The sequence below is a fragment of the Streptomyces sp. NRRL F-525 genome, assembly GCF_000716605.1.
Lineage (GTDB): Bacteria > Actinomycetota > Actinomycetes > Streptomycetales > Streptomycetaceae > Streptomyces.
Window position 1 is genome coordinate 24,491 of the sequence record NZ_JNXE01000015.1, and the last position, 23,453, is coordinate 47,943.

Here is a 23,453-nt window from a genome sequence, read left to right on the forward strand (position 1 = left end):
TTCGTAGGGTGGGGGCATGTCTGACAGTGGCGGCTTCGACCTGGACGAATACCTCGCGCACATCGGTTGGGAGGGTGAGCGGCGGGCCGACCTGGGGACGTTGCGGGGCGTGCATCTCGCGCACATGCGGGGCATCCCGTTCGAGAACCTGGACGCGCTCCGGCGTACGGCTCCCTCGCTCGAACTGCCCGATCTCATGGCCAAGTTGGTGCGCGGTCGGCGCGGTGGCTACTGCTACGAGCACAACACGCTGCTCGCCACCGCGCTGCGGGCGCTCGGCTTCGGGGTGACGTTGCTGGCGGCGCGGGTGGTCGTGGGTGCGGACCGGATGGAGAGCCGTCCGCGTACGCACATGGCGCTGCTGGTGGAGGTACCGGGGGACTCACAGCGGTACCTGGCCGATGTCGGGTTCGGGGCGATCGGGGGGTTGCTGGAGCCGGTACCGGTGGTGGTGGGCGGGGAGTTCGAGGGCGCGGGGCGCAGGCACCGGTTCGTCCAGGTGCCGCACCGGGGGCCGTTGGAACTGCTGGTGCTCCAGGCATACGGAAACGGTGCCTGGGAGCCGCAGTACGCCTTCACCCTGGAGCCCTTCGAGCACGTGGACTTCGACGTCATCAACTGGCACATCGCCACGAACCCGCGCTCCCCGTTCACCAAGGGCCTCTTCGTCCAGCGCGTCACCCCTGACCGTCATCTCCTGCTCCACGGCCGCGTGTTGACCGAGACGCGGGCCGATGGAGCTGTGAGCGAACGGGAGTTGACGGACGAGGGGGAGGTACGGCGGTTGCTGGACGAGGAGTTCGGGATCGCGGCGCCTGAGGGGATGAAGCTGCTCAGCTGATCCGGGGTGGGGGTGCCTGGCGGGTCAGTCCCACCAGAAGGACCACACCCGCTGGTTGAGCACGTCGTGCTGGGCGTACGCGCGCAGGGTCTCGTGATGGCCCTGGATGATGTTGTCGGAGCAGAAGGCGAAGTGCTCGGCGGCGACCGCCTCGGCCTCCTCCCGGGTCGTCGGCGGGGCCGCGACCGACAGCACCAACTGGTCGGAGGTGAGCGCCACGACGCGTATGCCGAAGCGGTCCTCCCAGGAGCGCAGGACGGCGCAGAGCCGGGCCACGTCCCCCTCGTAGTTGATCTGTCCGGTCCAGCCGATCGCCGCCGGGATGTCGGCGCTGCGGCGGGCCGGTACGAGGGCGAGGTGCGGTTCCTTGAGCCAAGTGCCGGTATCCGTAAGGGAGTCGGCGACCTCGGCGGCGCGGGCGTCGGGGTCGGCGGCCGACTCCGTGGCAGGTGCGAGTCCCGGCCACTCGGGGCCGTAGGGGGCGATCAACTCGTCGTACGTGGCCTGCTCGGGGTAGTGCTCGGCGAAGGAGTCCGTGCTGGGTTGGTCGGTGTCCGGGGCGAGTTCGTCCGCCGCGTACTCCTCCCAGAACTCCTCCAGGACCTCTTCGGCGTCGTGGTCCCCGGGATACGACGCCTCGTCGGGCAGCAAGTGCCATTCGTCCAGGGCGCCTTGGTCGCCGCCGAGGTCCAGCAGCACCGGGAGCAGCCCGGCGGCCCGGCGCGCGGACTGGAGAGCGTCGTAGTCCCCGGGCCTCGCCGGCTCGTCCGCACACCACAACAACGGTTCGTCCGCCGGGCCTTCGGCGGTCACGTCGATCAGACTCCCGGCGGGGAGTTCAAGCCCGAGCGACGTGCCGCTCGGGTCGGCCGCCAGCGTCGGCAGCGGGTTGGGAAGGGTCGCCATGCCGGAAACCTTAGAGGCGGGCACTGACAGCCGGGTGGGCAGTCGGGCGATCGGAGCCCGGCACGAGAGGCGGTGCCTGACGGGACCCTATTGGTGGAAGTGTGACACTTTGGCGCGGAGTGTCACACTTCTGTGGCTCAGCTTTGACTTGGCTACTACCGGGTGGCGGTGAACGCAGCCCAGGCGGTGGGGGTGAGTTGGAGCGTCGGCCCGTCGGCTTCCGGGTTCTTGGAGTCGCGGATGTGGATGGTGTGGGGGCAGGCGGCGACCTCGACGCACTGGCCGCCCTCGTCGCCGCTGTAGCTGGACTTCCGCCAGGTGTAGGCGACTTCGAGGCACGCGCCGCCCTCGTCGCTGCTGTAGCTCGACTTGAACCACTCAAGTGCGGTGCTCATTGATCTCCTAGCAGACGGTCCAGCAGGCCCCTGGACTCCTGGGGTGTCAGGGCCTGTGACCGCAGCATCGCATATTTGCGGGCCAGGATGGACACCTCATCCAGGTCGGAAACCCACTGGCTGCCGCGTTGCCCTTCGGTGTAGGCCAGGTGCTGGTGGTCCGGTGTCTCCAGGAGTGTGAAGGGGCCGTTCAGCCCGGCATGCGACGACGCGTTCATCGGCAGGAACTGGAGTGACAGGCCCGGGAGTTCGGCACACTCGCGCAGAAACCGGAGCTGCTCGCGGCGGGCCTCCGGTGTCCCGATGCCGAGGTGTAGCACCGGCTCCCAGATGACGAAGCTCATCGTCGGTGGGTTCTTGCGCTGCAGGATCTCCTGCCGCTCGATACGGCCCGCGAGCTTCGCCGCGATCTCGTCCTCGTCGTAGGCCGGAATGCGTTCCGACAGGACTGCGCGGGCATACTCGGTGGTCTGGAGCAGGCCCGGGATGACCAGCGCGTCGTACCAGGACAGGGAGATGGCCTCGCGCTCCTGCAGCATGTACTCCTCGGCGTAGAGCGGGAATTGGTCGATCTCCGGGAGGTTGTCGACGCCCGCCTCGAACGTCCCCTTCGTGTCGAGGATCCTGTCCAGCGACCTGGCGAGCGGCGGCATCAGCCGGCGCCTGCCCTGCTCGACCGACGCGATGGTCTCCTCGTCGACCAACGCCCGCTCGGCGAGCTGGCGTTGCGTCAACCCGGCGGCCATGCGGGCCGCTTTCACCTGTGCGCCCAGCAGCCGCATCGTCGAGCGGTTCTTCTTGGAGTTCATGCTGTGGTGCTCCCCACATCCACCCGTTCCGGACCCCGCACGGACCCGTACTCCGCCCGTACAAAAAGGAGTCCAGGGCTCACGCCCTGTCAACGCTAGTGACGCTACGCAACTCTTGTCCCGTGAACCTGAGGGAGAAGTTCTTCCGGCGCGAACGCCGGTCCGTTCCCGCCGCGAGGCAGTTCGCTCACGCGTATCTGGCCGAGTGGGGGCTCGCCGGGACCGAGCGCGGCGCCGATGTACTGGTGTGCGTCAGCGAGTTGGCGACCAACGCGCTGGTACACGGGGTGCCGCCGGGGCGTCAGTTCCGGCTGTTGCTGCGGTGTGACGGGTACTCGTTGCGGGTCGAGGTGCATGACAGCGGGGGTGGTGTGCCGCGGGTCGATACCCACCCTCGCGACACCGACGAGGGCGGGCGCGGGCTGCTGCTGGTCGCCGCGCTGGCCGACAAGTGGGGGGTGGGGGAACGGGACTTCGGGAAGGTGGTGTGGGCGGAGTTCGCGTGTGAGGACGGTTGGTCTTCAGGGGCTGATGAAGTCCGGGGTGAGCAGGTCTCGGTAGGGCTCGAAGATCCGGGCCGGGGAGAGCCGGCGGTCGGCGAGTCCGCCGGCGATCAGGTCGAGTGCTGCCAGTGACTCTCTGCGGATGATCAACGGCATTACTATCGCGGCCAGTTCCCGAGCGGCATGGTCGAGGGGCGGCGGCCACGCTCGGTGCAAGGCCGATATGGGGTCGGTCAGATCCTTCCCGTTGCCTTGGTACCTGCCCGGAAGCATCTCGCCGAAATACACGCGAGGCAGCTTGGTCCACAGGTGCAGCAGCAACTCGGTCTGGGCGAACGGGGGCTGGGGCAGCGCGCCGAGGAGTAGCCAGCCGAGGCCGTTCTCCTCGGTCGGCCACTCGCGGGCGACGGCCTGGATCACGAGGTTGTTGTGCACGCTCAGGTGTGCGCCCTGGGCAAGTTGTTCCCGCAGGTAGTCCGTGACATCCGCGCGCGGTCGTCGGACGAACGCGGCGATCCCCGATCGCACCATCGGCTGACCGCCTCGGCGCGATCGAGGGCCGCGTCCACGTCATCGCCGTAGGCACTCTGCGGGGCGAGTTCTTCCGTACCCGGCCCCGGAAGCTGTGCGGTCCCCCGCTCGCGGCGGATCTCCCGGGTGCGGGTCATGACCTCCGCGAGCAGGGCGGTGGCCAGTTGCCGGTCCCGGTCCGTGCGTGCCAGTTGTGAGCTGGTCCGGTCATGCCGGTCGACGGTGCGGGTCAGTTCGGAGTCGATGCTCCGGAGGCGCGGCAGGTCGGGCGGGACCGCCCCCATGGTCAACTCCCGTTCCCGCGCGAGGTGTTCCACCTCGCCGGCGAGTACGACCACCCACACGGACAGCACGGACGCGAGGGCAGAGCGCTTTCACGGTGACGCCCGCGACCTCCATACGCCTCCGCAGGAATTTGGCGAGGGCCGTGTACTCCTCCGTGTCCGCCCGCACCGGGCCGAACTTCCGACCCGGCCGACCGGACGACTGCTGCTCGACCATCTGTCTCCTGGTTCCGGTGGTCCATATGTCCATGGACAAAGGGCATTGTCCGGCAACGCAGGCCCCGTGGTCAGGCGCTTCCGCATCGCGGTTGAGGACAAATCGCCGGGCTGCGCACGCTGCTCGCAGCCCACCCACGGAGAAGCGAGGAACACCCCATGCCCGCGCCCCAACGCACCCGCACCCTCGACCTGTACGGAGCCTGGCTGGGCATCGGACGCGGCGGGCGGGAGGGGTGAGTCCGGGGCGGGCTGAACAGTGCCCGGCGGAACCATGAACTCCGCAAACCGGGGCACAACCCTCCACCCGCACCGGCGGTCACCCGTGATGCCCGGAATCCCCTGCTTCACACGGAGGTTGTGCCATGCCCGCTCCCCGTTCGCTCCGTATCAGCCGCAGGACCCTGCGCGCGGCGTCGGCCCTGAGCCTGGCCGTCGGTGCCGCGCTCGCCGTGACGGTCGCGCTGCCCGCCACCGCCGGAGCCGCGACCGCGTCGGCGACCGTGACGAAGACCGGCGACGGGCGGCTCGTGTACACGGCGGCGTCCGGCCAGACCAACAAGGTGAGCGTCAGGGCGACTTCGAAGGACGGCGTCCACATCGGCTACGTCATCGACGACGTGGTCCCGGTCGCCATCGCGGCCGGCGTCCCCTGCACCCACCCCGCCGCCGGTGACCTCACCAGGATCTCCTGCGAGGTCACCGGCAGGACGAGCGGCAACCCGTACGCCGTCCTCCTGATGTCCCTCGGCGACGGCAACGACACCGTCGCCTACGACAACGCCACCGGCCAGGTCCGCAACTCGGCCCTGCTGAGCCTGGGTTCGGGCAACGACAAGGCGACCGACACGGGCAAGGTCGACGGCAACGAGATCGACGGCGAAGCGGGCGACGACACCATCACGGCCGGCACGAACGCGCTCGTCTTCGGCGACGCCGGCAACGACACGATCCACATCGGCGCCCGGTCCTACGCGTCGGGCTGGACCGGTACCGACACCCTCTACGCCACCGGCGACGGCAGCCGCGTGGACGCGGGCGCGGGCAACGACCTCGTCTACGGCGGCCCGGGCCGCCAGGAGCTGTACGGCGAGGCCGGCAACGACAGGATCAGCAGCGGCACCGGAAACGACCTCCTGTACGGCGGCACCGGCAACGACACCGTGTACGGCAGCGTCGGCGACGACACGATCTACGGCAACGAGGGCGACGACACCCTGTACGGGAACAGCGGCGCCGACACGATCTACGGCAACAGCGGCAACGACCGCCTGTACGGCGGCACGGGCCGCGACACGCTCTCGGGCGGGCCGGGGCGGAACGTCGTACACCAGGACTGACCCGAGCCGAACTCCCTTACGTCCCCGGCTTCCCCAACTTCCGCCGCACCCGCCGTACTTGACGGTTGTCGGCGACGGAGTCGAGGAGGCGCCGCCCGCTCCCGGCCTCGTACGCCGGGCCCTCCAGGCGGAGCACGGTGCCGTCGCGGACGACCGCGTACGCGAGCGGCCCGGCCGTCTTCGGGAGGGATACCGGGTGGCGGCCGGAGGGGAGCTTCAGGCGGGCCGGGAGGCGGAGTTGGGCCGTGGCGGTATCGGTACCGGTATTGGGGAGCAGCTCGGCGTTCACCGCGAGCGTCGCCACGGTGACCTTCACGCGGGCCGGGGCGGAGTCCGCCGTGGCCGCCAGGTACGGCAGGGGGAGCGAACTCCCCTCGCCTCGCTCGGAGTTGGTCGCGGCGACCGCCGCCGTGTCGGGGCCGAGCTTGCGCTGGCGCTGGTCGATGTCGAGGGCGAGCTGGCCCTTGACCGTCCAGTACGGCAGCGCGAGCCGGCCACCCGTCAGCGCCGGGCCCGCCGCCGGGCCGTCGCCCGTCACGCGCACCATCCGGTCCACGCCCAGCAGCTGGACGTACGCCCACACGTCGTGCACGCCCCGCTCCAGCGGACGCCCGCCCGCCAACCGGTCGGGGTCCAGGGACAGTTGACCGGAGGCGATCACCTGCGAACGGCCGTCGCCGAGCGGTCGTAGGCGCAGCTCCAGGTCGCCCTCCGGATACCACCAGTCCTCGCGGTCACGGTCCTTGACCACCAACTCCGCGTAGGCCAGGCGGAACGGATCGGGGACCTCCCAGCCGCCCTCCGCCCCCGGCACGCCTGCCAGCAACTCCGGGTCCAGGTACTGCTTCCCGTCCCGCTCGACGAGAACGAGCGGCTCGCCGTCCCCGCGCAGCAGCTCCAGCGCGACGTCGGCGACCAACCGGCCGTTCTCCCACCGCAGTTCACCGACCTCGCTCCGGGCCTTCACCTCACGGACGCGCTCCGCGAGGGCGACAGCACCGTCGAAGTCACCGGCCTCCAGCAGCGTGGCACGCAGGCGGGACACCGCGGGGAGGCCTTCTCGTACGGCGGCGGGGAACTCCTCGAGCGCCACCTCCCTCGCCGCCTCGAAACGCTGCCGCTGCTCGGCCGGGTCCTCGCGCAGGATCTCCGGCTCGCGGGTGCGGGAGAGGATCTCCACGTGGTAGAGGCGGTGGAGGAGGCGGTTCTGGAGTGCGTCGATGTCGTCGGACGCGGGTGTGGCGTCCTTGAACTGACGGACGATCGTGCGGGTGTTGGGCCAGAAACCGTGCTTCGGGTTGAAACGGTGCTGGGTGTTGTTGCCGCCGTCGTCCCGCTTCATCCAGTAATAGACGGGATAGTCGGCGAGGATCGAAATGCGCTCCGCCTTCAGATAGGCGGCGCTGACGAAGGCGAGGTCCTCAAGGATCCACGGCCCCTCGGGAAAGCGGAGCCCGTTTTCCTCGAGGAACGCGCGCCGGAACATCTTGTGCGGCGACATGCTCTGCATCAGCTCGTCGTTCTCGATCGTGCAGGCGTCCACCGTGCGCCGGAACAACCGCCGGGGCCGCACCATCGTGCTGGACATCTTGCCGAGGACGACGTCCGCGTCGTTCCGCTTCGCGTGCTCGTACAGCCGCTCCAGGGCCTCGGGCCCGAGCGTGTCGTCGTGGTCGACGAACTGGATGTACTCGCCCTTCGCGTGCCGCATGCCGAGGTTCCGGGGCGCGCCCGGCCAGCCCGAGTTCGGCCGGGTGCGCACCTGGACGTTGGGAGCCCCGGCGGCGATCTTCTCCAGGCGGCTCAGCGTGTCGTCGGTCGAGCCGTCGTCGACGTAGATGACCTCGTACTCGTCGGCGGGCAGGCTCTGACCCAGCAGGGACGGCGCGCACTCGTCGACGTACTTCCCGGTGTTGTAGACGGGAACGATCACGCTGACTTTGACTCTCGGCATTCCACGGACCTTACCCGGAGGGCCGACGCGGGGTGGGGTGACCGATACGGTTCTCGCGGACCCGGGGGCCAAGTCGACGTCGACGGTGGCGGTTCCGATGAGGTGGTGATCGTTCTGACCGGCGAGGAATCGTGGTAACTCGTGAAGCGCGAGGTCAGATGCCGGAGACCGTGGTGCACATCGCACTTCCGTCGACGAGCACATTGGTGTCGTAGGACGCGCTTCCCTCGATCTTGAACGACGTCCCTCCGGCGATCTTCGCGGTGAGTGTGCCGATCGTGCCGTCCTTCGCGGTCTCCTCGACCGCGGGGGCGTGCTCCTGCGTCAGTCGCAGACGTACCTCTCGGCCGGCTTCGCTCTGGCTGTCCCCCGAGGCGAATTGGAGAGTGATGGTGCTGCACGTGGTCGAGGCCATGCCCATCACGATTTTCCAGCCCGTGCCATGATCGTTCGGGTTTGTCTCTCCGACGTAGTCGAAGGTGTGCTCCCCCACGCTGACGGTCCTCGGGTTGTTGAAGCCGCCGCAGTCGAACACGTCGTTGTTCGACTGGCAGAGGGTCCAGAGGGACACGCTTTCCGGACGGCTGGGCCGGGTCGGGGTGTCGTCGGTCGACGGGGCGCCGTCCGTCGGGTCGTCCTGTGTGGCCGATCCGGAGTCGGGGCTGTCGGTCGTGGCTTCGGTGGAGGGCGTTTCGCTGTCGGCCGGCGTGCTCGCGTCCGACGAATCCCGGGAGTCGCTGGAAGCCGAGGCGGCGGAGCCAACCACGTTGTGGCCGTTGTGACTACCGCAAATGGCCTGGTCGTGACAGACGTTGTCCGTGCAGCCGGCCGTGGTCGGGGCCATCAGGCAGACTGCCACGATCGCGGCAGCAGCTAACCGGCGGCTCACTTCTTCCCGTTGCTGTTGCCGTTGCCGACGGTGTTCCCGTCGTTGTCCTCACCGCAGACCGCCGGGCCGTGGCAGCTGATGTCCCGGCCGCCGCCGTCGTCCGGAGCCACGGCCTTCCACGCTCCGAAACCGGCTGCGGCAACTGCGGCCAACACGGCCAGCGCCTTGATCCAGACAGCTTGTCGCTGTGCGCCGTTCATCTGCTGCGGCATGTGTGGCTCCAGGACGGAAGAGGTGCGGGAGATCACCGTGATGGTCGATTACCGCCAGATTTACCAGTCGTTGCGCATTCCTCCGCACGATTTCAAACCAGGAACGCAGAAAGCGGAAAATGATCAGCCGCACCGCCCGCAGAGCTTCATCAGACGAACGGGCGCCCACTACGACATCCGCCTAGACGGGATCACGTCGGCGTCTTAGCCGTGGCCGGGCCGGACTCGCGGACTCGTGAGAGCGCGAGGTCAGTGCACCCGTCCCTCGAAGCACTCCTTCGCGCCCGGCGCCGCCCCCGTTTTCGCCGCAGGCTGGAAACAAGCCCGCACCACCGTCCCCGGCCCCGTCACCGCCATCAGCGTGTAGACGTACGACTCCGCGTCCACGGCGTTGCCCACCTCCGCGCCGTGCGCCGCCCCCGGCCGCCCCGGCACGCTCATCTCGATGCGGTCGCCGATGCGGCCGCCCCAGGTGCGGGCCCAGGTCGTGCCGCAGACTCGGCTGTGGCGGAGTTCCATCCAGGCTCCGGTGGCCGTCCGGTGCCGGGCGACGGTGTCCGGCTGGGCCGCGCAGCGCATGGCCATCGGGCTGCGGCCCTCGCAGGCCGCGCCGTGGCAGCCCGGGCCGGCGGGGGTGGCCGTGGTGGCGGCGGTGGGGGAGAGGGGTTCGGACGCGCGGGAGTCGGGGAGCAGGAGCAGGGCGAGGACCACGGCGGTCACGGCCACGGCGCAGACGGACGCGAGGACCGCGAGGGTTACGACGCCGCGTTGCTCCGGGACCGGGGGCGGGGGAGGGGGTGGGGAGGTGGGCGTCAGGGGTGCCGCTGTCGCCGCTGGTGGTCGGTCTTGGCTGGTCGCCGCCCGCCCGCTCGCCTCCGCCTCCGCGAGCTCCCACAGCGCCACGCACCGGCCCACCGGTTCGCCCGCGAGGCGGCACAGCTCCTCCACCGCCTCCCTCGGGGGCAGCGTCTTGCCGTTGAGGTACCGCTCCCAGGACGACTTGCTGTACGGCGTCTTCGCGGCGAGGCCCGCCAGGCTCAGGCCGGTCGCCGACCTCAACTCCCGCATCGCCGCGGCCAGTTGGTTCATCCCCTGAGGGCCTTCCAGGTGTGCGGGCCGACCATGCCGTCCACGACGAGACCGGACCGCTTCTGGAACTGCTTGACCGCGTGTTCCGTCAGCGGGCCGAAGATCCCGTCGATACCGCCCGGCGAGATCCCCGCCCTGCGCAGCAGACACTGCGCCTCGGCGACATCGGGCCCGGCGTTGCCCACGGCCAGATTCTCCTGCTGGGTACGGCTGTTGCCCGCGTACCAGAGGCCGTCGGTCCGCTGGATCCGGCAGGGGTACGGCGACGCGGCCGTCGGCGCGGCGAGCGGGGCCGCCGATCGGGTCGTGGCCGTACTCGAAGCCCCGGGGCCGCCGCTGCTGTTGGCGTCCATGATGCGGACCGTCACCAGCACCGCCGACGAGACCGCCAGGACGAGGGTCACCGAGCCCGCCACGATCGCGATACGCAGGGCGCGTCGCTCGGGGGACCGGGGAGCCGGCTCCGGTGACGGCAAGTGGCTTGCCACCAGGGGCTGTTCGGGCATGGCCGTCCAGCCCTCCGCGGCCACCTCCCGCAGTGCCAGCAGACGGGCGGGGTCCTCGCCGCAGACCCGGGCCAGGGCCGCCAGCGCCTCCGCCGGCGGCAGGGAACGGGCGCCCAGATACCGCTCCCAGGACTTCGCGCTGTACCCCGTCCGCGCAGCCAACTGCCGGATGCTCAGGCCGCTGTGGTCCTTCAGGCGGCGCAGGCGTACCACCAACTGCCGTACCCGCGGATCCAGTTCCGCGGGCAGCACTTTCCAACGCGACATGTGTTCCCCCCACTTCGCGTTCAGGGGCCGGGGTCAGCGGTCCCTGCCGCGTCGCATTCTGCATCACTGACACCGCATCGCACGGCTATTCGGTTCCAGCGCGCGGAGGGAATCGGCCATGGTCCGCGAGGGGCCGTCAGGCGTCCCGTCCCGCCGTCCCCGCTGTCGGTGTCCCCGCAGGTCGGAGGCGGTGACGTCCCGTCGAGACGTCACTTCGGCGGCGACTGTGGCGGGGCGGCCCGGGCGGACCGCAGTCTCGTTCCAGCACGACGACCGACTACCTGAAAGAGGAACGCATGCGACCGAATGTCGTGGCCAGGACCCTCGTCAGCCTCACCGCCGTCGCCGGTATCGCGGTCGGGGGCGTCGCGTTCGCCGCCCCCAGCTTCGCCGCGCCGGCCGCCTCCGTACAGGCGTCCGACGTCTCGATCCAGGCGGTGCAGAACTTCGGCCTCTCCACCGCCGAGGCGAAGAAGGTGCAGAACTGGCTGCACACGTACTGGGGTTACACCGACACCATCGACGGCCAGCTCGGCCCGAACAGCTGGAAGGCGTTCCAGCGCAACCTCCAGACCTACTGGGGCTACACCGGCGCCATCGACGGCGACCCCGGTGTCAACACCATCAAGGCGCTCCAGCGGCTCCTGCAGAACTGGGGCTACACCGGCGCGATCGACGGCGACGCGGGCTCCGGCACCCGGGCCGCGTTCAAGAACTTCGCCAACGGCATCTGAGCCGAGGGCGGTTGAGCCGGCGGCCTTTGACGGCAAGGACCTCTGACGGCAAGGGCCGTTCATGAAGGTGGCCCGTCCTCTCGGGGGAGAGGGCGGGCCACCTTCACACGTGCGTGCTGAACACCCTTGTAGCTGCAGCTGCAGCTGTAGTTACAGCTTCTCGGGTGTCCTGATGCCCAGCAGTGCCATCCCCCGCTGCAGCGTCCGCGCCGTCAAGTCCACCAGGAACAGGCGGTTCTCGACGACCTCCGGGGCGTTGTCCGGGGACAGTACGTGGCACTGGTCGTAGAACGTCGTGAGCGTAGAGGCCAGTTGGTACAGGTACGCCGTCAGCTTGTGCGGGGCGTACTCCCTGGCGGCCTCCGCCACCACCTCGCTGAACTGGTCCAGGTGGAGGCCCAACGAGCGCTCCGCCGGGGCCAGTTCCAGCTCCGGGTGGGCCTGCGGGTGGAACTCGCCGGCCTTGCGGAGGATGGACTGGATGCGGGCGTAGGCGTACTGGAGGTACACCGCCGTGTCGCCGTTCAGGGAGACCATCTGGTCCAGGTCGAACTTGTAGTCACGGACCGCGGACGTCGACAGGTCGGCGTACTTCACCGCGCCGATGCCCACGTAGCGGCCGTTGTCGATGATCTCCTGCTCGGTCAGGCCGACCTTCTCCGCCTTGTCCCGGACGACCGCCGTGGCGCGCTGTACCGCCTCGTCGAGGAGGTCCTCCAGCTTCACCGACACGCCCTCACGCGTCTTGAACGGCTTGCCGTCCTTGCCGAGGATCGTGCCGAAGGCCAACTGGTACGCCGTGACGTCGTCGTTGAGCCAGCCGGCCCGGCGGGCGGTCTCGAAGACCATCTTGAAGTGGAGGGACTGGCGGACGTCCACGACGTAGAGGAGCGAGGTCGCCTTGAGGTTGAAGACCCTGTCCCTGATCGCCGACAGGTCCGTCGCCGCGTAGCCGTAGCCGCCGTCGGACTTGCGGACGATCAGCGGGACGCGGTTGCCGTCCGGGCCCTTGATGTCGTCGAAGAACACGCACAGCGCGCCGTCCGAGATCTCCGCGACGCCGGACTCCTCCAGGAGGCGGCAGGTCTCGTCCAGCATGTCGTTGTAACCCGACTCGCCGACGATGTCCGCGTCCCGGATCTCCATGTCCAGCTTCTCGAAGACGGAGAAGAAGTAGATCTTCGACTCGTCCACGAACTTCTGCCACGCGGCGAGGGTTTGCGGGTCGCCCGCCTGGAGGTCCACGACCCTGCGGCGGGCCCGGGTCTTGAACTCCTCGTCGGAGTCGAAGAGTTTGCGCGCGGCCTTGTAGAGACGGTCGAGGTTCGACATCGCCTCCTCGCCGGTGACCTGCGCGTCGGCGTGGTCCAACTCGCCCGGGTGCTCGTCCAGATACTGGATGAGCATGCCGAACTGCGTTCCCCAGTCGCCGATGTGGTGCCGGCGGACCACCGACTCGCCGGTGAACTCCAGGAGTTGGACGACCGCGTCGCCGATCACCGCGGAGCGGAGGTGGCCTACGTGCATCTCCTTCGCCACGTTCGGTTGGGCGTAGTCGATGACCGTCGTGCCGGGGTGGGGGGCGAGGGGTACGCCGAGCCGCGCCGTGTCGTCGGCGTAGCGGGCGGCCAGGGTCTCGGTGATCGCGCGGTCGGTGATCGTCACGTTCAGGAAGCCGGGGCCGGAGACCTCGATGTCCTTGATCACGTCGCCGGTCTCCACGTTCGCGACGACCTGTGTCGCCAGCTCCCGGGGGTTGGCCTTGGCCTTCTTCGCCAGGGCGAGGATGCCGTTCGCCTGGAAGTCGGCTCGGTCGCTCCGTCGCAGCAGGGGGTCCGCGGCGGCCTCCGGCAGGGTTGCCGTGAGGGCGTTCGCGAGGCGCTGGTGGACTAGGTCGGTGAGCGACGTGACCGAGGTCATGGGGTGGGAGCCGTTCTCCTGGTGGGTTTGGTAGACACCCTCAGTATCCCACGGGGGGTAAAGCGAGTTTCTCGGGCGCGGGCCCGGCGGGGGCTGGCCGCGCAGTTCCCCGCGCCCCTTGAGGGCCTCGGGCCTCGCGGCTCTTGAAGGTGGCGGGGGTGTCGTCCAGGCCTCAGCCGCTGCGGGCCCGGTGGGGGCTGGTCGCGCAGTTCCCCGCGCCCCTGGGAGGCGGCTGCGCCGCCGTCCAGGCCTTGGGCCTCGCGGGTCTTGAAGGTGGCGGGGGTGTCGTCCAGGTCTCAGCCGCTGCGGGCCCGGTGGGGGCTGGCCGCGCAGTTCCCCGCGCCCCTTGGAGGCGGCTGCGCCGCCGTCCAAGCCTCGCACCCCTCCACCCCGCGAACCCTGACGCCCTTAAGGGGCGCGGGGAACTGCGCGACAAGCACCCACCGGACCCGCACCCTGCCCACAACCGAAACCACCCACCCCAAACCCACCCCCACCCACGGTCACGCGCTTGGAAAAGGCGTTTTCGTGGAAGTGAGGTCGCCTGGGACAATGAGACGGTCAGTCGTGCGACCGTACCGGCTGCCCGTGCAGAACTGTCAGAAAAAGAGGACGTGCCGATCGTGGCTCAGAGCACCGAGACCACCGACTGGGTCTCCCGTTTCGCGGATGAGGTCATCGAGGAGTCGGAGCGTCGGGCCCCGGGCAAACCGGTCGTCGTCGCGTCCGGACTGTCCCCCTCCGGCCCCATCCACCTCGGCAACCTCCGCGAGGTCATGACCCCGCACCTCGTCGCCGACGAGATCCGCCGCCGGGGCCACGAGGTCCGCCACCTCATCTCCTGGGACGACTACGACCGCTACCGCAAGGTGCCGAACGGGGTCGAGGGGGTCGACGCCGGCTGGGCCGAGCACATCGGCAAGCCGCTGACCTCCGTACCGGCCCCGAAGGGTTCCGCCTACCCGAACTGGGCCGAGCACTTCAAGGCCGCCATGGTCGCCTCCCTCGCCGAGCTGGGCGTGGAGTTCGACGGGATCAGCCAGACCGCCCAGTACACCTCCGGCGTGTACCGCGAGCAGATCCTGCACGCCATGAAGCACCGCGGCGACATCGACGCGATCCTGGAGCAGTACCGCACCAAGAAGGCCCCGCCGAAGAAGCAGCAGTCGCAGAAGCCCGTCGACGACGCCGAGCTGGAGGCCGAGGCCGGGTCCGGCGCGGCCGAGGAGGACGACGGCAGCTCCGGTTCCGCCGGGTACTTCCCGTACAAGCCCTTCTGCGGCAGCTGCGGCAAGGACCTCACCACCGTCACGGCCTACGACGACGACACCACCGAGCTGACCTACGTCTGCACGGAGGACGGCTTCACCGAGACCGTCCTGCTGAGTGAGTTCAACCGGGGCAAGCTGGTCTGGAAGGTCGACTGGCCCATGCGCTGGGCCTACGAAGGCGTCATCTTCGAGCCGAGCGGTGTCGACCACTCCTCCCCGGGCTCCTCCTTCCAGGTCGGCGGGCAGATCGTCGGGATCTTCGGCGGCGAGCGGCCCATCGGGCCCATGTACGCCTTCGTCGGCATCAGCGGCATGGCCAAGATGTCCAGCAGCAAGGGCGGGGTCCCCACCCCGGCCGACGCGCTCCAGATCATGGAACCGCAGCTCCTGCGCTGGCTCTACGCCCGCCGCCGCCCCAACCAGTCCTTCAAGATCGCCTTCGACCAGGAGATCCAGCGCCTCTACGACGAGTGGGACAAGCTGGACGGGAAGGTCGCGGAGGGGGCAGCCCTGCCCGCCGACCTCGCCGCGCACTCCCGTGCCGTGCGCACCGCCGCCGGTGAGCTGCCCCGCACGCCCCGCCCGATGCCGTACCGGACCCTCGCGTCCGTCGCCGACATCACCGCCGGAGCCGAGGACCAGACGCTGCGCATCCTCAGCGAACTCGACCCGGCCGACCCCCTGTCCACCCTCGACGAGGTCCGCCCCCGGCTCGACAAGGCCGAGGCCTGGATCAACACGCACGTCCCCGCCGACCAGCGGACCATCGTGCGCGACGAACCCGACACCGAACTCCTCAAGTCCCTCGACGAGCCCTCCCAGCAGTCGCTACGGCTGCTGCGCGACGGCCTCGCCGACCACTGGTCCCTGGACGGCCTGAGCCACCTCGTCTACGGCGTCCCCAAGGTCCAGGCCGGCTTCTCCGCCGACGCGACCGCCAAGGAACTCCCGCCGGAGATCAAGACCGCCCAGCGGACGTTCTTCGCCCTCCTCTACCACCTGCTCGTGAGCCGCGACACCGGGCCGCGTCTGCCCACGCTGCTGCTGGCTGTTGGACAGGAGCGGGTGCGGAGGCTGCTGGGGGAGTAGCACCCCGGCCAGTCGGATCTACGACGATGAGGGCGCCCCGAGCCGACCAGCTCGGGGCGCCCTCATCGTCGTAGGAGATCGGACCGGGACCGCTTACGCGATGTGGTCCTCCTGGAGTTCCGCCGTGTGGCGGTTGGTGAAGCGCTTGGCCATGCGGTCGGCGTCGCGGTGCGGGAGCGTGATGCCGTAGGTGGCCTCGACGTCGTCGCGGAACTGGCCGCCCGTCGGGTAGCTGCCGTCTATCGACTTCTTGAAGATGAGGTAGTAGTCGTCCTCGGACGGCTCCGTGCCGCCGCCCGCGCCCAGTTCACGGGTACGGCCGGGACCCGCCGGGATCGGGAACGTGCCGGTGTCCTCCGGCGAGGGCTCCGGCTCGGGGAGCGGCGGCTCCTCGAACTGCTGCTGGGGGAAGGCCTGTTGCTGCGGGAACGGCTGCTGTTGCTGCTCGAACCGCTGCTGCTCCTCCTCGTACTGCTGGAACTGCTCGGCCTGCTGCTGCTCCGCGTACCACTGGCGGTAGGCCGAGTCCGGGTCGTACGTCGGGTCGTAGCCGCCCTGGTACGCCACCGTCTGCGGGTCACGCGAGTGCAGCCACGGGTTCTGCGGCTCGGCCTGGTCCCGCGACTGCTCGTGCCGCTCGTTGCCCTCGGCGGCCGGGAGTTGCTCGCGGACTGGCGTCGGGGTGTTCTGGACGGCCGGTGGCGTCGGCTGCTCCTGCTCGCGGACCGGCTCCAACTGCGGGGCCGGGGGCAGCAGTACGGGCTCGATGCCCGCCGCCGCGAGGCCCGAGGGGGCCGTCTCCGCGAGGGGGACGCCGTAGCGCGCCAGGCGCAGCGGCATCATCGACTCCACCGGGGCCTTGCGGCGCCAGGCGCGGCCGAAGCGGGAGTGCAGGCGGGCCTGGTAGACGAGGCGGTCCTGCTCCAGCTTGATGACCTGCTCGTAGGAGCGCAGCTCCCAGAGCTTCATCCGGCGCCAGAGCAGGAACGTGGGGACGGGGGAGAGCAGCCAGCGGGTGAGGCGGACGCCCTCCATGTGCTTGTCGGCCGTGATGTCGGCGATCCGGCCGATCGCGTGCCGGGCCGCCTCCACCGAGACCACGAACAGGATCGGGATCACCGCGTGCATACCGACCCCGAGCGGGTCGGGCCAGGCCGCGGCGCCGTTGAACGCGATCGTCGCGACCGTCAGCAGCCAGGCCGTCTGGCGCAGCAGCGGGAAGGGGATCCTGATCCAGGTCAGGAGCAGGTCGAGGGCGAGCAGGACACAGATACCCGCGTCGATGCCGATCGGGAAGACATACGCGAAGTTCCCGAAGCCCTTCTTCAGGGCGAGCTCGCGCACCGCGGCGTACGAACCGGCGAAGCCGATACCGGCGATGACGACCGCACCGGAGACGACCACACCGATGAGTACCCGGTGCATACGTGTGAGCTGAATGGGTGCGGACACCCGGACTCCCCTCCCCTTACATGTTGTTGCGCGCAACAGGGTGGCACATGTGTGCGGCGTCCCGGGTGCCGGACTGTCAGGAGCCCGGTCCGCGAAGGGGCCGGGCTCCGTCAAAGGGCCTTGCTGACCTGCGAGTTGAGGCCGGCAAATGGACCGGATGTGAAATGTGCGGTCAGCTCTTGTCCGCGGCGGAAGAGGCGGAGGAGGAAGCGGTGGCCGCCGGGGCCTTCGCGTCCGACTTCGCCGCCGACTTGGAGGCGGACGGGGAGGCGGACTTGGCGGGCGACTTGGACGGGGACTTCGAGGGCGTGCTGCTCGCCCCGCCCGAGCCGGAGCCCGAACTCCCGCCCGCGCCCGTGCCGTTGGCCGACGTGACCGCCGCCACCGCCTCCTTCACGGCCTTCTCCGCCGCCTTCGTCAGCGTGTCCGCGCTCGGGGCCTTCTCGCCCGCGAGGCCCGCGCCGTTGTAGTCGATCGTGACGACCACGTTCTCGACCCGCGCCACCACCGTCTGCTGCTTGAAGGCGCCTTCCTTCTTCTTCAGGTCGTAGCGCACCGCCGTCGCCTCGGCGCCCGCGCCCGCGACCGGCTCCGACTTGGCGTTCTTCGCGCCGGTGACGGACTGCGCCTCCTGCACCTGCTTCGCGTAGTACGCGGCGGCCAGCTTGTCGCCCTCGCCCTGCGTCTGCGAGGAGTCGAACCGCAGCAACGACACGTTCAGCCAGCGGAACTGCGAACCCTTGACCCCGTTGTTGTCCAGGCTCGTCCAGGAGCAACTGCCGCGCGACGCCGTGTCGCTGGAGGTGCCCTCCTTGCCCGACTTGGCACCCTTCGGCACCAGCTCGGTCAACGTCTTCTTCGACAGCACCGCACACGGCTCGGGCAGCTTCTGGTACGCCGCCGCCTGCACCGTCGGAGCGGCGGTCGCGTCGGCCGACGTCGTCGCGCCGGGGCCGGTCGTGTCCTTGCCCGCGCCGTCGTCGGAGCCGGAGTCCGAGGAGCAGCCGGCCGCGATCAGCATCACCGGGACGGCGGCCGCGCAGACAAGGAGGCGGCTCAGACGCGTCGCCCGCTGCTGGTCACTGTGCTCTCGCTGTGCTGCTTGATGCATGGTTCCTTCACTCATGACGCTCGTGGTTCCTGCCGTCGGATCGGGTCCGAGGGGCCACGGTACGCGGTGAGTCAGCTGTGCGGTCTCCGTTCACGGCCTTTGCGCGACCCCGCGAACGGCCCTCCCGAACGCCCTAACCGTTGAGCGAGTCGGCCAGCTGCGCGGCCAGTTTCCGCGCCCTGTCCTGCATCTTCTGGCTGTCCGGCACGACACCGACCGTCGCCGGCTGCTCCTCGTACTCGATGGTCACAATGACGTTGGACGTGCGAAACACCACAGTCACCGTGCGCTGCTGAGCCGTCGATCCGGAACTGCTCAACGCGTCGTCGAGGAACGCCTCGTCGCCCAGACCGGAGAGGGTGCGGGGTTCGAGACCGGTGGGGGAGGCGGTGGCGGAGGGGGAGGCCGACGTCGAGCCGGAGGCGGACGCGGAGGACGAGGACGAGGGGGTGGCGGAGGGCGACGCGGAGTCCGAAGCCGACGCCGAGTCGGACGCCGACGCGGAGTTCGACTCCGTGTCCGACGCCGTGGCGCTCGCCGTCGGCTCCGGGAGATCCGCCGCCGTCTCCTTCGTCGCGAAGATCGCCTGCGCCTGGCTGTCGTCGCTCACGGCGTTCTCGTAGGACACCACCCGCTCGAAGTCGACCAGGAGATGGTCGGTCGCGTCCGTGGACTCGACCTTCCAACGGCAGCCGACCTTGCGGTCCGTGTCGTACGTCAGCGTCGCGTCGCCCGCGTACGCCGCCTCGCGCTGCTCCGCGTCGGCGATCTGCTTGATGCCGGGGAGCAGGGTGTCCAGGGTGCCGTGCCCGACCACGCCGCAGGGCTCCGGAAGCGTGCGGTACTTGCCCGGCTGGGCCACCGCGGTCGCCGTGCCGGCCTCGCCCGGGTTCGCGTCGTCCGTCGTACCGCTGTCGGCCGAGCCGCTCGAGCAGCCGGCCAGCAGCGCCACGAGGAGCGCGGCGGTGCCGGGTACGTACGCCTTCCGCTGCACGGTCGGGCTCCTCTCGACAGGGTGTCGGGTGGGTGTTCGGATCGGTGTCGGGCGTGGGGTGCCGGCTGTGTTCGACGCCCCTCGACCCCTTGAACGATCCAGGGTCTGCCAGTGTCCCCGCTGGTTAATCGCTTGCCGCACCGGGGGACCCCCTGGAGACAATGTCTATCGCACGTACAGCCGTTGACGCCGGTCCACTGTCCCTTTCGTTGACCTTGGCGCCGGTTTTGCGATGTATGACTTTTGACTTTTTTTGATGGTTTCCGGGGGAATGAGGACGATATGTCGTACGTGGAGATGCCGGGCGCGAAGGTACCGATCCGCATGTGGACCGACCCGGCGTCGGTCGAGGAGGGCGCACTCCAGCAGCTGCGCAACGTCGCGACCCTGCCGTGGATCAAGGGCCTGGCGGTCATGCCGGACGTGCACTACGGGAAGGGCGCGACGGTCGGTTCGGTCATCGCGATGCGGGGCGCGGTGTGCCCGGCGGCGGTGGGGGTCGACATCGGCTGCGGGATGTCCGCGGTGAAGACGTCACTCACGGCGAACGATCTTCCCGGCGATCTGTCGCGGCTGCGGTCGAAGATCGAGCAGGCGATTCCGGTGGGGCGGGGGATGCATGACAGTCCGGTCGACCCCGGGCGACTGCACGGGCTGGCCACCGGCGGGTGGGACGACTTCTGGGGGCGGTTCGACGGGGTCGCGGATGCGGTGAAGTTCCGGGAGGACCGGGCCACGAAGCAGATGGGGACGCTCGGCGGAGGGAATCACTATATCGAACTCTTGTTCGATACTGAAGGGGCGGTATGGCTCACGCTTCACTCCGGTTCCCGGAACATCGGCAAGGAACTGGCCGAGCATCACATCGGCGTGGCCCAGAAGCTCGCGCACAACCAGGGCCTGGTCGACCGTGACCTCGCCGTCTTCATCGCGGACACTCCGCAGATGGCGGCGTACCGCAACGACCTGTTCTGGGCGCAGGAGTACGCGAAGTACAACCGCACGATCATGATGGCGCTTCTGAAAGACGTGATCCACAAGGAGTTCAAGAAGGCGAAGCCGACCTTCGAGTCGGAGATTTCCTGCCACCACAACTACGTGGCGGAGGAGAGGTACGAGGGCATGGACATGCTGGTTACTCGTAAGGGCGCGATCCGGGCAGGCTCCGGCGAGTACGGGATCATTCCCGGCTCGATGGGCACCAGCTCTTACATCGTGAAGGGTCTCGGCAACGAGAAGGCCTTCAACTCGGCCTCGCACGGGGCGGGTCGGCGCATGAGCCGCAACGCGGCGAAGCGGCACTTCACCGTGCGGGACCTGGAGGAGCAGACGCGGGGCGTGGAGTGCCGCAAGGACTCCGGTGTGTTGGACGAGATCCCGGGTGCCTACAAGAACATCGATCAGGTGATGGTGCAGCAGCGGGATCTTGTCGAGGTCGTGGCGAAGCTGAAGCAGTTCATCTGTGTGAAGGGCTAGGTGCGGGGATGGGCGCGGCGATCGTAGGCCGCGCCCATCGTGCGTCGCTCAGTCCGGCAGTGGCACTAGGCCGTGCAGCAGCTTCCAGCGGCGCGTTTGGCAAGGGCTGTTGGAGTAACCCAGTTCGGCGGCCGCAGCGGCGATGGTCGGTGCCGACAGCAGGATTCGGTCCATCTCAGGTGTCCACTGGATAGGTGGAGGCCTACGTTCCATGCTTGCGGGGCGAATCCAGGAAGCAAGCGACTGGGCGGCGCTGTGCTTACGCTCCAGTGAGATACAGCCCGGGTAGTAGAGCTGGGCTGCCAGCGCCTGGGCGCTCTCCTTCGTGTAAAGGATGTTGTAGATGGCGTCTCGGGTGTTCCGCTTGAGCGTGCGCTCCGATTCCGTGATCTGCTGAGCGTACGAGCACAGACAGGCGCCGATGGCGGTGCTGGCTGTCGTCAGGGAGACGAACGGCAGGCCCTGGCTCGTGTATCCCAGCGATCCGTCTGCGTCGATGATTCCTCGTAGGTAGTCGCGCTTCGAGAACTCGCTTGTGGGCGGGGCAATGCACATTGACTTGCGACCGTAAGGCAGTCCGAGTTCATTGATCCTGGTCCTGGCCTCAAGGGAGCAGACGGTCCAGACCGCAGAGTGCGCGGACTCGGCGAAGTTGGTCGTTCGGGTGCGTTCGGTAATGCTGCTGTAGTACGGCGTCAGCTTCTGGAACTCCCGAAGCAGTTCGACGTCCCGCGCGTTGAGTTCGACGCTCAGACGGCCCTTCTGCCCAGTGCCCTGGTGCAGATGCCCGTCCGCCTGCAAGAACCCGAACATGTAGGCGTACTCAGGGACTGTCAGGTCCATGAACCGGTGAGCGATAGGCTCGCAATCAGCCACAGGGAAGCCCTACTTCCGTGCTGGTCAGGCCCTCGTTCGGGATTGCCGTCCCGGGCGGGGGCCGTCGTGTTGATGTTGTGGCGCGAGCCTAGGTCGACTGTTCGAGCGCCGCGCGGGTGATCGACACGGTTCACCCATGTGGGCTAACCAAGGGGGATGCGGAAAGTCAAGGTGGCGGCCGCTCTGAGATCGCTCTGGGGTCTCTCTGATGCCGCTGTGAATTCGCGTCCTATTGCTGTGAATTCCAGCCAACGTCGCACGTCAAAATGCATACGCCATTCGCGAAAGCATTGATTGCACGCGCCCCTCATTGTTGCCCTCGAAATTCACTGTGATGCTGCCCGGCAGTTGGTCCCACCCCCACCCGCAGCGTCTCGGAGGACAGCACATGCGTGAACAACTGCAGAATCAGGGCGAGTTGAGCCGGCGGACCGTCGTGGCCGCCGGTGCGGTCACCGCCCTCGCGGCGACCGCCCTCGGTACTGCCACCTCCGCGCAGGCCGCGACGAAGGCCGTCGGCGGGCTGAAGGTCGGTGTCGGGAAGGCCGCGTTCACGCCCGGTGCCTCGCTGCTGCCGCTGGACAACTTCACCGCCGTGCACGACGACCTCAACGTCCGTGTCCTGCTGGTGGAGTCCGGGTCCCGGCGGATCGCGCTGGCCGTGCTGGACCTGACCTCGATCAGCGCGGAGGCGGTCGGGTTGATGCGGGACGCGATCACCGCGGCCTCCGGCGTGACCGCCGCGAACATCATGGTCACCGTCACGCACTGCTTCTCCGCGCCGCATGTGCAGGCGAGTTCGTCCTCGGCCGGGGCCGCCGCGTACGTCCAGAACATCGTCGCCGCCACCAGGTCCGCCGTCGCCGACGCCGTGAAGAACCTCCAGGACGCCGAGGTCGGCTACGGCTCCGGTCGAGTTGACGTCAACGTGAACCGCAACGTCCTCACCGCCGACGGCTATTGGCTCGGCGTGAACGAGCAACTGCCCTCGGACAAGGGCGTGTACGTCGCCCGCTTCAACGACCTCGACGGCAACCCGATCGCCGTGCTCACCAACTACAACGTGCAGTCCTGCGTGATGCAGGACTCGGTCATGGCCGACGGCACCCTGCCGATCTCCGCCGACCTCGCCGGCGCGGCCGTAGCGCATGTCGAGACGCAGTACCCCGGCGCCGTCGGCTTCTGGCTGGTGGGCGCGTGCGGGGACCAGTTCCCGGCGTACCGGTCGAAGCGGTACACGATCGACAAGGACAAGGGCTGGACCTACGGCGTCGATCTGCACGACGCCGGGTTCGCGCTGCTGACCGCGCAGGGCGAGCGGCTCGGGAACGAGATCGTGCGGGTGGCGCAGGGGATCAGCAAGTACGAGAGCGGTAAGCAGGTTGTGGTGCGGCTCGTCACCGACGACATCACGACGACCCAGGTCACCGGGCCGCAGGCCAGCGCGCCCACCAAGTCCGTCACCTTCACCCCGACCGGCACCGCCCAGGTACCGCTCTGGGTCTTCCAGGTCGGCAAGGGCGTCTTCGCGGGCGTGGAGCCGGAGTTGTCGACCACGACCGCGAACGCGATCCGTGAGAACTCGTCCTTCTCCAGCACGTTCGTCATGTCGATGTTCGAGGGCGGCGCCAAGAACATGCCCGACAAATGGAATTTCGACCACGTCACCTATGAGGCGGTCGACGGTTTCTACATCAAGGGCACCGCCGAGAAGGCCGTGGCGCGAATCGATCGCCTCATCAAGTCCCTGAACTGAGTCGAGGGGATGAGCGAAATGGCCACAAGGCG

The 23,453-nt window shown here is 69.0% G+C and carries 22 protein-coding genes and 1 pseudogene; 8 read left to right on the top strand and 15 right to left on the bottom strand.

Annotation, left to right across the window (positions count from 1 at the left end; all coding sequences use genetic code 11):
• Positions 1-16 precede the first annotated feature (16 nt).
• A complete protein-coding gene (locus OO69_RS21825) occupies positions 17-841 on the top strand; it encodes an arylamine N-acetyltransferase family protein (RefSeq protein ID WP_033282419.1) in 825 nt (274 codons plus the stop codon).
• 24 nt (positions 842-865) lie between these two features.
• Here OO69_RS21825 and OO69_RS21830 read toward each other — a convergent pair whose 3' ends face one another.
• From OO69_RS21830 to OO69_RS21840, 3 genes are all read right to left on the bottom strand, one after another.
• Positions 866-1,747 carry a DUF4253 domain-containing protein gene (locus tag OO69_RS21830; protein WP_033282420.1) on the bottom strand — a complete coding sequence of 294 codons (882 nt, stop codon included), beginning with the start codon at positions 1,745-1,747 and terminating at the stop codon, positions 866-868.
• A gap of 155 nt (positions 1,748-1,902) precedes the next feature.
• Entirely contained in the window at positions 1,903-2,142 is a 240-nt protein-coding gene (locus OO69_RS21835; protein WP_033282421.1) for a DUF397 domain-containing protein, read from the bottom strand.
• A complete protein-coding gene (locus OO69_RS21840) occupies positions 2,139-2,951 on the bottom strand; it encodes a helix-turn-helix domain-containing protein (protein ID WP_033282422.1) in 813 nt (270 codons plus the stop codon). The genes OO69_RS21835 and OO69_RS21840 overlap by 4 nt, the downstream gene beginning before the upstream one ends.
• A 122-nt stretch (positions 2,952-3,073) precedes the next feature.
• Between OO69_RS21840 and OO69_RS50270 the strand changes: the two are divergent.
• A pseudogene (locus OO69_RS50270) lies at positions 3,074-3,454 on the top strand (ATP-binding protein); the annotation flags it as partial.
• Positions 3,455-3,472: 18 nt separating this feature from the next.
• Here OO69_RS50270 and OO69_RS51965 read toward each other — a convergent pair.
• Complete coding sequence (locus tag OO69_RS51965; protein ID WP_033282423.1) at positions 3,473-3,889, bottom strand: hypothetical protein; 417 nt, start codon at positions 3,887-3,889, stop codon at positions 3,473-3,475.
• A gap of 2 nt (positions 3,890-3,891) precedes the next feature.
• Complete coding sequence (locus OO69_RS21850) at positions 3,892-4,338, bottom strand: hypothetical protein (protein ID WP_033282424.1); 447 nt, start codon at positions 4,336-4,338, stop codon at positions 3,892-3,894.
• A gap of 512 nt (positions 4,339-4,850) precedes the next feature.
• Here OO69_RS21850 and OO69_RS21855 point away from each other — a divergent pair.
• Positions 4,851-5,825 carry a calcium-binding protein gene (locus OO69_RS21855; protein ID WP_051801143.1) on the top strand — a complete coding sequence of 325 codons (975 nt, stop codon included), beginning with the start codon at positions 4,851-4,853 and terminating at the stop codon, positions 5,823-5,825.
• A gap of 16 nt (positions 5,826-5,841) precedes the next feature.
• Here OO69_RS21855 and OO69_RS21860 read toward each other — a convergent pair whose 3' ends face one another.
• From OO69_RS21860 to OO69_RS21870, 3 genes are all read right to left on the bottom strand, one after another.
• Complete coding sequence (locus tag OO69_RS21860; RefSeq protein ID WP_033282425.1) at positions 5,842-7,779, bottom strand: glycosyltransferase family 2 protein; 1,938 nt, start codon at positions 7,777-7,779, stop codon at positions 5,842-5,844.
• A 154-nt stretch (positions 7,780-7,933) separates the two neighbouring features.
• Positions 7,934-8,623, bottom strand: coding sequence for a hypothetical protein (locus tag OO69_RS21865; RefSeq protein ID WP_158713409.1), 690 nt, complete (start codon positions 8,621-8,623; stop codon positions 7,934-7,936).
• A 41-nt stretch (positions 8,624-8,664) separates the two neighbouring features.
• The gene (locus OO69_RS21870; protein WP_033282427.1) at positions 8,665-8,880 is read right to left on the bottom strand and encodes a hypothetical protein; all 216 of its coding nucleotides are present in this window, start codon (positions 8,878-8,880) and stop codon (positions 8,665-8,667) included.
• 22 nt (positions 8,881-8,902) lie between these two features.
• Here OO69_RS21870 and OO69_RS21875 point away from each other — a divergent pair, with 22 nt between their 5' ends.
• Positions 8,903-9,088 carry a hypothetical protein gene (locus tag OO69_RS21875; RefSeq protein WP_033282428.1) on the top strand — a complete coding sequence of 62 codons (186 nt, stop codon included), beginning with the start codon at positions 8,903-8,905 and terminating at the stop codon, positions 9,086-9,088.
• Positions 9,089-9,129: 41 nt separating this feature from the next.
• On the opposite strand, the gene OO69_RS21880 is transcribed toward OO69_RS21875, so the two are convergent.
• Both OO69_RS21880 and OO69_RS21885 read right to left on the bottom strand, forming a co-directional pair.
• The gene (locus OO69_RS21880) at positions 9,130-9,969 is read right to left on the bottom strand and encodes a helix-turn-helix domain-containing protein (RefSeq protein WP_033282429.1); all 840 of its coding nucleotides are present in this window, start codon (positions 9,967-9,969) and stop codon (positions 9,130-9,132) included.
• Positions 9,966-10,742, bottom strand: a complete 777-nt coding sequence (locus tag OO69_RS21885; RefSeq protein ID WP_033282430.1) for a peptidoglycan-binding protein — start codon at positions 10,740-10,742, stop codon at positions 9,966-9,968. The genes OO69_RS21880 and OO69_RS21885 overlap by 4 nt, the downstream gene beginning before the upstream one ends.
• A gap of 296 nt (positions 10,743-11,038) precedes the next feature.
• Here OO69_RS21885 and OO69_RS21890 point away from each other — a divergent pair, with 296 nt between their 5' ends.
• Positions 11,039-11,476, top strand: a complete 438-nt coding sequence (locus OO69_RS21890) for a peptidoglycan-binding domain-containing protein (protein WP_033282431.1) — start codon at positions 11,039-11,041, stop codon at positions 11,474-11,476.
• A gap of 150 nt (positions 11,477-11,626) precedes the next feature.
• On the opposite strand, the gene argS is transcribed toward OO69_RS21890, so the two are convergent.
• On the bottom strand, positions 11,627-13,396 hold the full coding sequence (gene argS / locus OO69_RS21895; RefSeq protein WP_033282432.1) for an arginine--tRNA ligase: 1,770 nt from the start codon (positions 13,394-13,396) through the stop codon (positions 11,627-11,629).
• A gap of 614 nt (positions 13,397-14,010) precedes the next feature.
• On the opposite strand from argS, the gene lysS reads away from it, so the two are divergent.
• Complete coding sequence (gene lysS / locus OO69_RS21900; protein ID WP_033282433.1) at positions 14,011-15,756, top strand: lysine--tRNA ligase; 1,746 nt, start codon at positions 14,011-14,013, stop codon at positions 15,754-15,756.
• Positions 15,757-15,849: 93 nt separating this feature from the next.
• On the opposite strand, the gene OO69_RS21905 is transcribed toward lysS, so the two are convergent.
• The 3 genes from OO69_RS21905 to OO69_RS52540 form a co-directional block, all read right to left on the bottom strand.
• The gene (locus OO69_RS21905; RefSeq protein ID WP_033282434.1) at positions 15,850-17,181 is read right to left on the bottom strand and encodes a DUF2637 domain-containing protein; all 1,332 of its coding nucleotides are present in this window, start codon (positions 17,179-17,181) and stop codon (positions 15,850-15,852) included.
• A 199-nt stretch (positions 17,182-17,380) separates the two neighbouring features.
• Complete coding sequence (locus tag OO69_RS21910; protein WP_234444497.1) at positions 17,381-18,319, bottom strand: DUF3558 family protein; 939 nt, start codon at positions 18,317-18,319, stop codon at positions 17,381-17,383.
• Between the two features lie 133 nt (positions 18,320-18,452).
• Positions 18,453-19,313, bottom strand: coding sequence for a hypothetical protein (locus tag OO69_RS52540; protein ID WP_033282436.1), 861 nt, complete (start codon positions 19,311-19,313; stop codon positions 18,453-18,455).
• A gap of 282 nt (positions 19,314-19,595) precedes the next feature.
• Here OO69_RS52540 and OO69_RS21920 point away from each other — a divergent pair, with 282 nt between their 5' ends.
• A complete protein-coding gene (locus OO69_RS21920) occupies positions 19,596-20,789 on the top strand; it encodes an RtcB family protein (RefSeq protein WP_033282437.1) in 1,194 nt (397 codons plus the stop codon).
• Between the two features lie 48 nt (positions 20,790-20,837).
• On the opposite strand, the gene OO69_RS21925 is transcribed toward OO69_RS21920, so the two are convergent.
• Positions 20,838-21,632: a hypothetical protein gene (locus OO69_RS21925; RefSeq protein WP_199810999.1), complete on the bottom strand. Its 795-nt coding sequence runs from the start codon at positions 21,630-21,632 to the stop codon at positions 20,838-20,840.
• A 421-nt stretch (positions 21,633-22,053) separates the two neighbouring features.
• Here OO69_RS21925 and OO69_RS21930 point away from each other — a divergent pair, with 421 nt between their 5' ends.
• Positions 22,054-23,421, top strand: coding sequence for a hypothetical protein (locus tag OO69_RS21930; RefSeq protein WP_033282439.1), 1,368 nt, complete (start codon positions 22,054-22,056; stop codon positions 23,419-23,421).
• Positions 23,422-23,453 lie beyond the last annotated feature (32 nt).

Coding starts and splice junctions, on each gene's coding strand:
- OO69_RS21825 (WP_033282419.1), top strand. CDS start 17: ATGTCTGACAGTGGCGGCTTCGACCTGGACGAATACCTCGCGCACATC.
- OO69_RS21830 (WP_033282420.1), bottom strand. CDS start 1,747: ATGGCGACCCTTCCCAACCCGCTGCCGACGCTGGCGGCCGACCCGAGC.
- OO69_RS21835 (WP_033282421.1), bottom strand. CDS start 2,142: ATGAGCACCGCACTTGAGTGGTTCAAGTCGAGCTACAGCAGCGACGAG.
- OO69_RS21840 (WP_033282422.1), bottom strand. CDS start 2,951: ATGAACTCCAAGAAGAACCGCTCGACGATGCGGCTGCTGGGCGCACAG.
- OO69_RS21855 (WP_051801143.1), top strand. CDS start 4,851: ATGCCCGCTCCCCGTTCGCTCCGTATCAGCCGCAGGACCCTGCGCGCG.
- OO69_RS21860 (WP_033282425.1), bottom strand. CDS start 7,779: ATGCCGAGAGTCAAAGTCAGCGTGATCGTTCCCGTCTACAACACCGGG.
- OO69_RS21865 (WP_158713409.1), bottom strand. CDS start 8,623: ATGGCCCCGACCACGGCCGGCTGCACGGACAACGTCTGTCACGACCAG.
- OO69_RS21870 (WP_033282427.1), bottom strand. CDS start 8,880: ATGCCGCAGCAGATGAACGGCGCACAGCGACAAGCTGTCTGGATCAAG.
- OO69_RS21880 (WP_033282429.1), bottom strand. CDS start 9,969: ATGAACCAACTGGCCGCGGCGATGCGGGAGTTGAGGTCGGCGACCGGC.
- OO69_RS21885 (WP_033282430.1), bottom strand. CDS start 10,742: ATGTCGCGTTGGAAAGTGCTGCCCGCGGAACTGGATCCGCGGGTACGG.
- OO69_RS21890 (WP_033282431.1), top strand. CDS start 11,039: ATGCGACCGAATGTCGTGGCCAGGACCCTCGTCAGCCTCACCGCCGTC.
- argS (WP_033282432.1), bottom strand. CDS start 13,396: ATGACCTCGGTCACGTCGCTCACCGACCTAGTCCACCAGCGCCTCGCG.
- OO69_RS21905 (WP_033282434.1), bottom strand. CDS start 17,181: ATGCACCGGGTACTCATCGGTGTGGTCGTCTCCGGTGCGGTCGTCATC.
- OO69_RS21910 (WP_234444497.1), bottom strand. CDS start 18,319: ATGCATCAAGCAGCACAGCGAGAGCACAGTGACCAGCAGCGGGCGACG.
- OO69_RS21920 (WP_033282437.1), top strand. CDS start 19,596: ATGTCGTACGTGGAGATGCCGGGCGCGAAGGTACCGATCCGCATGTGG.
- OO69_RS21925 (WP_199810999.1), bottom strand. CDS start 21,632: ATGGACCTGACAGTCCCTGAGTACGCCTACATGTTCGGGTTCTTGCAG.
- OO69_RS21930 (WP_033282439.1), top strand. CDS start 22,054: ATGCGTGAACAACTGCAGAATCAGGGCGAGTTGAGCCGGCGGACCGTC.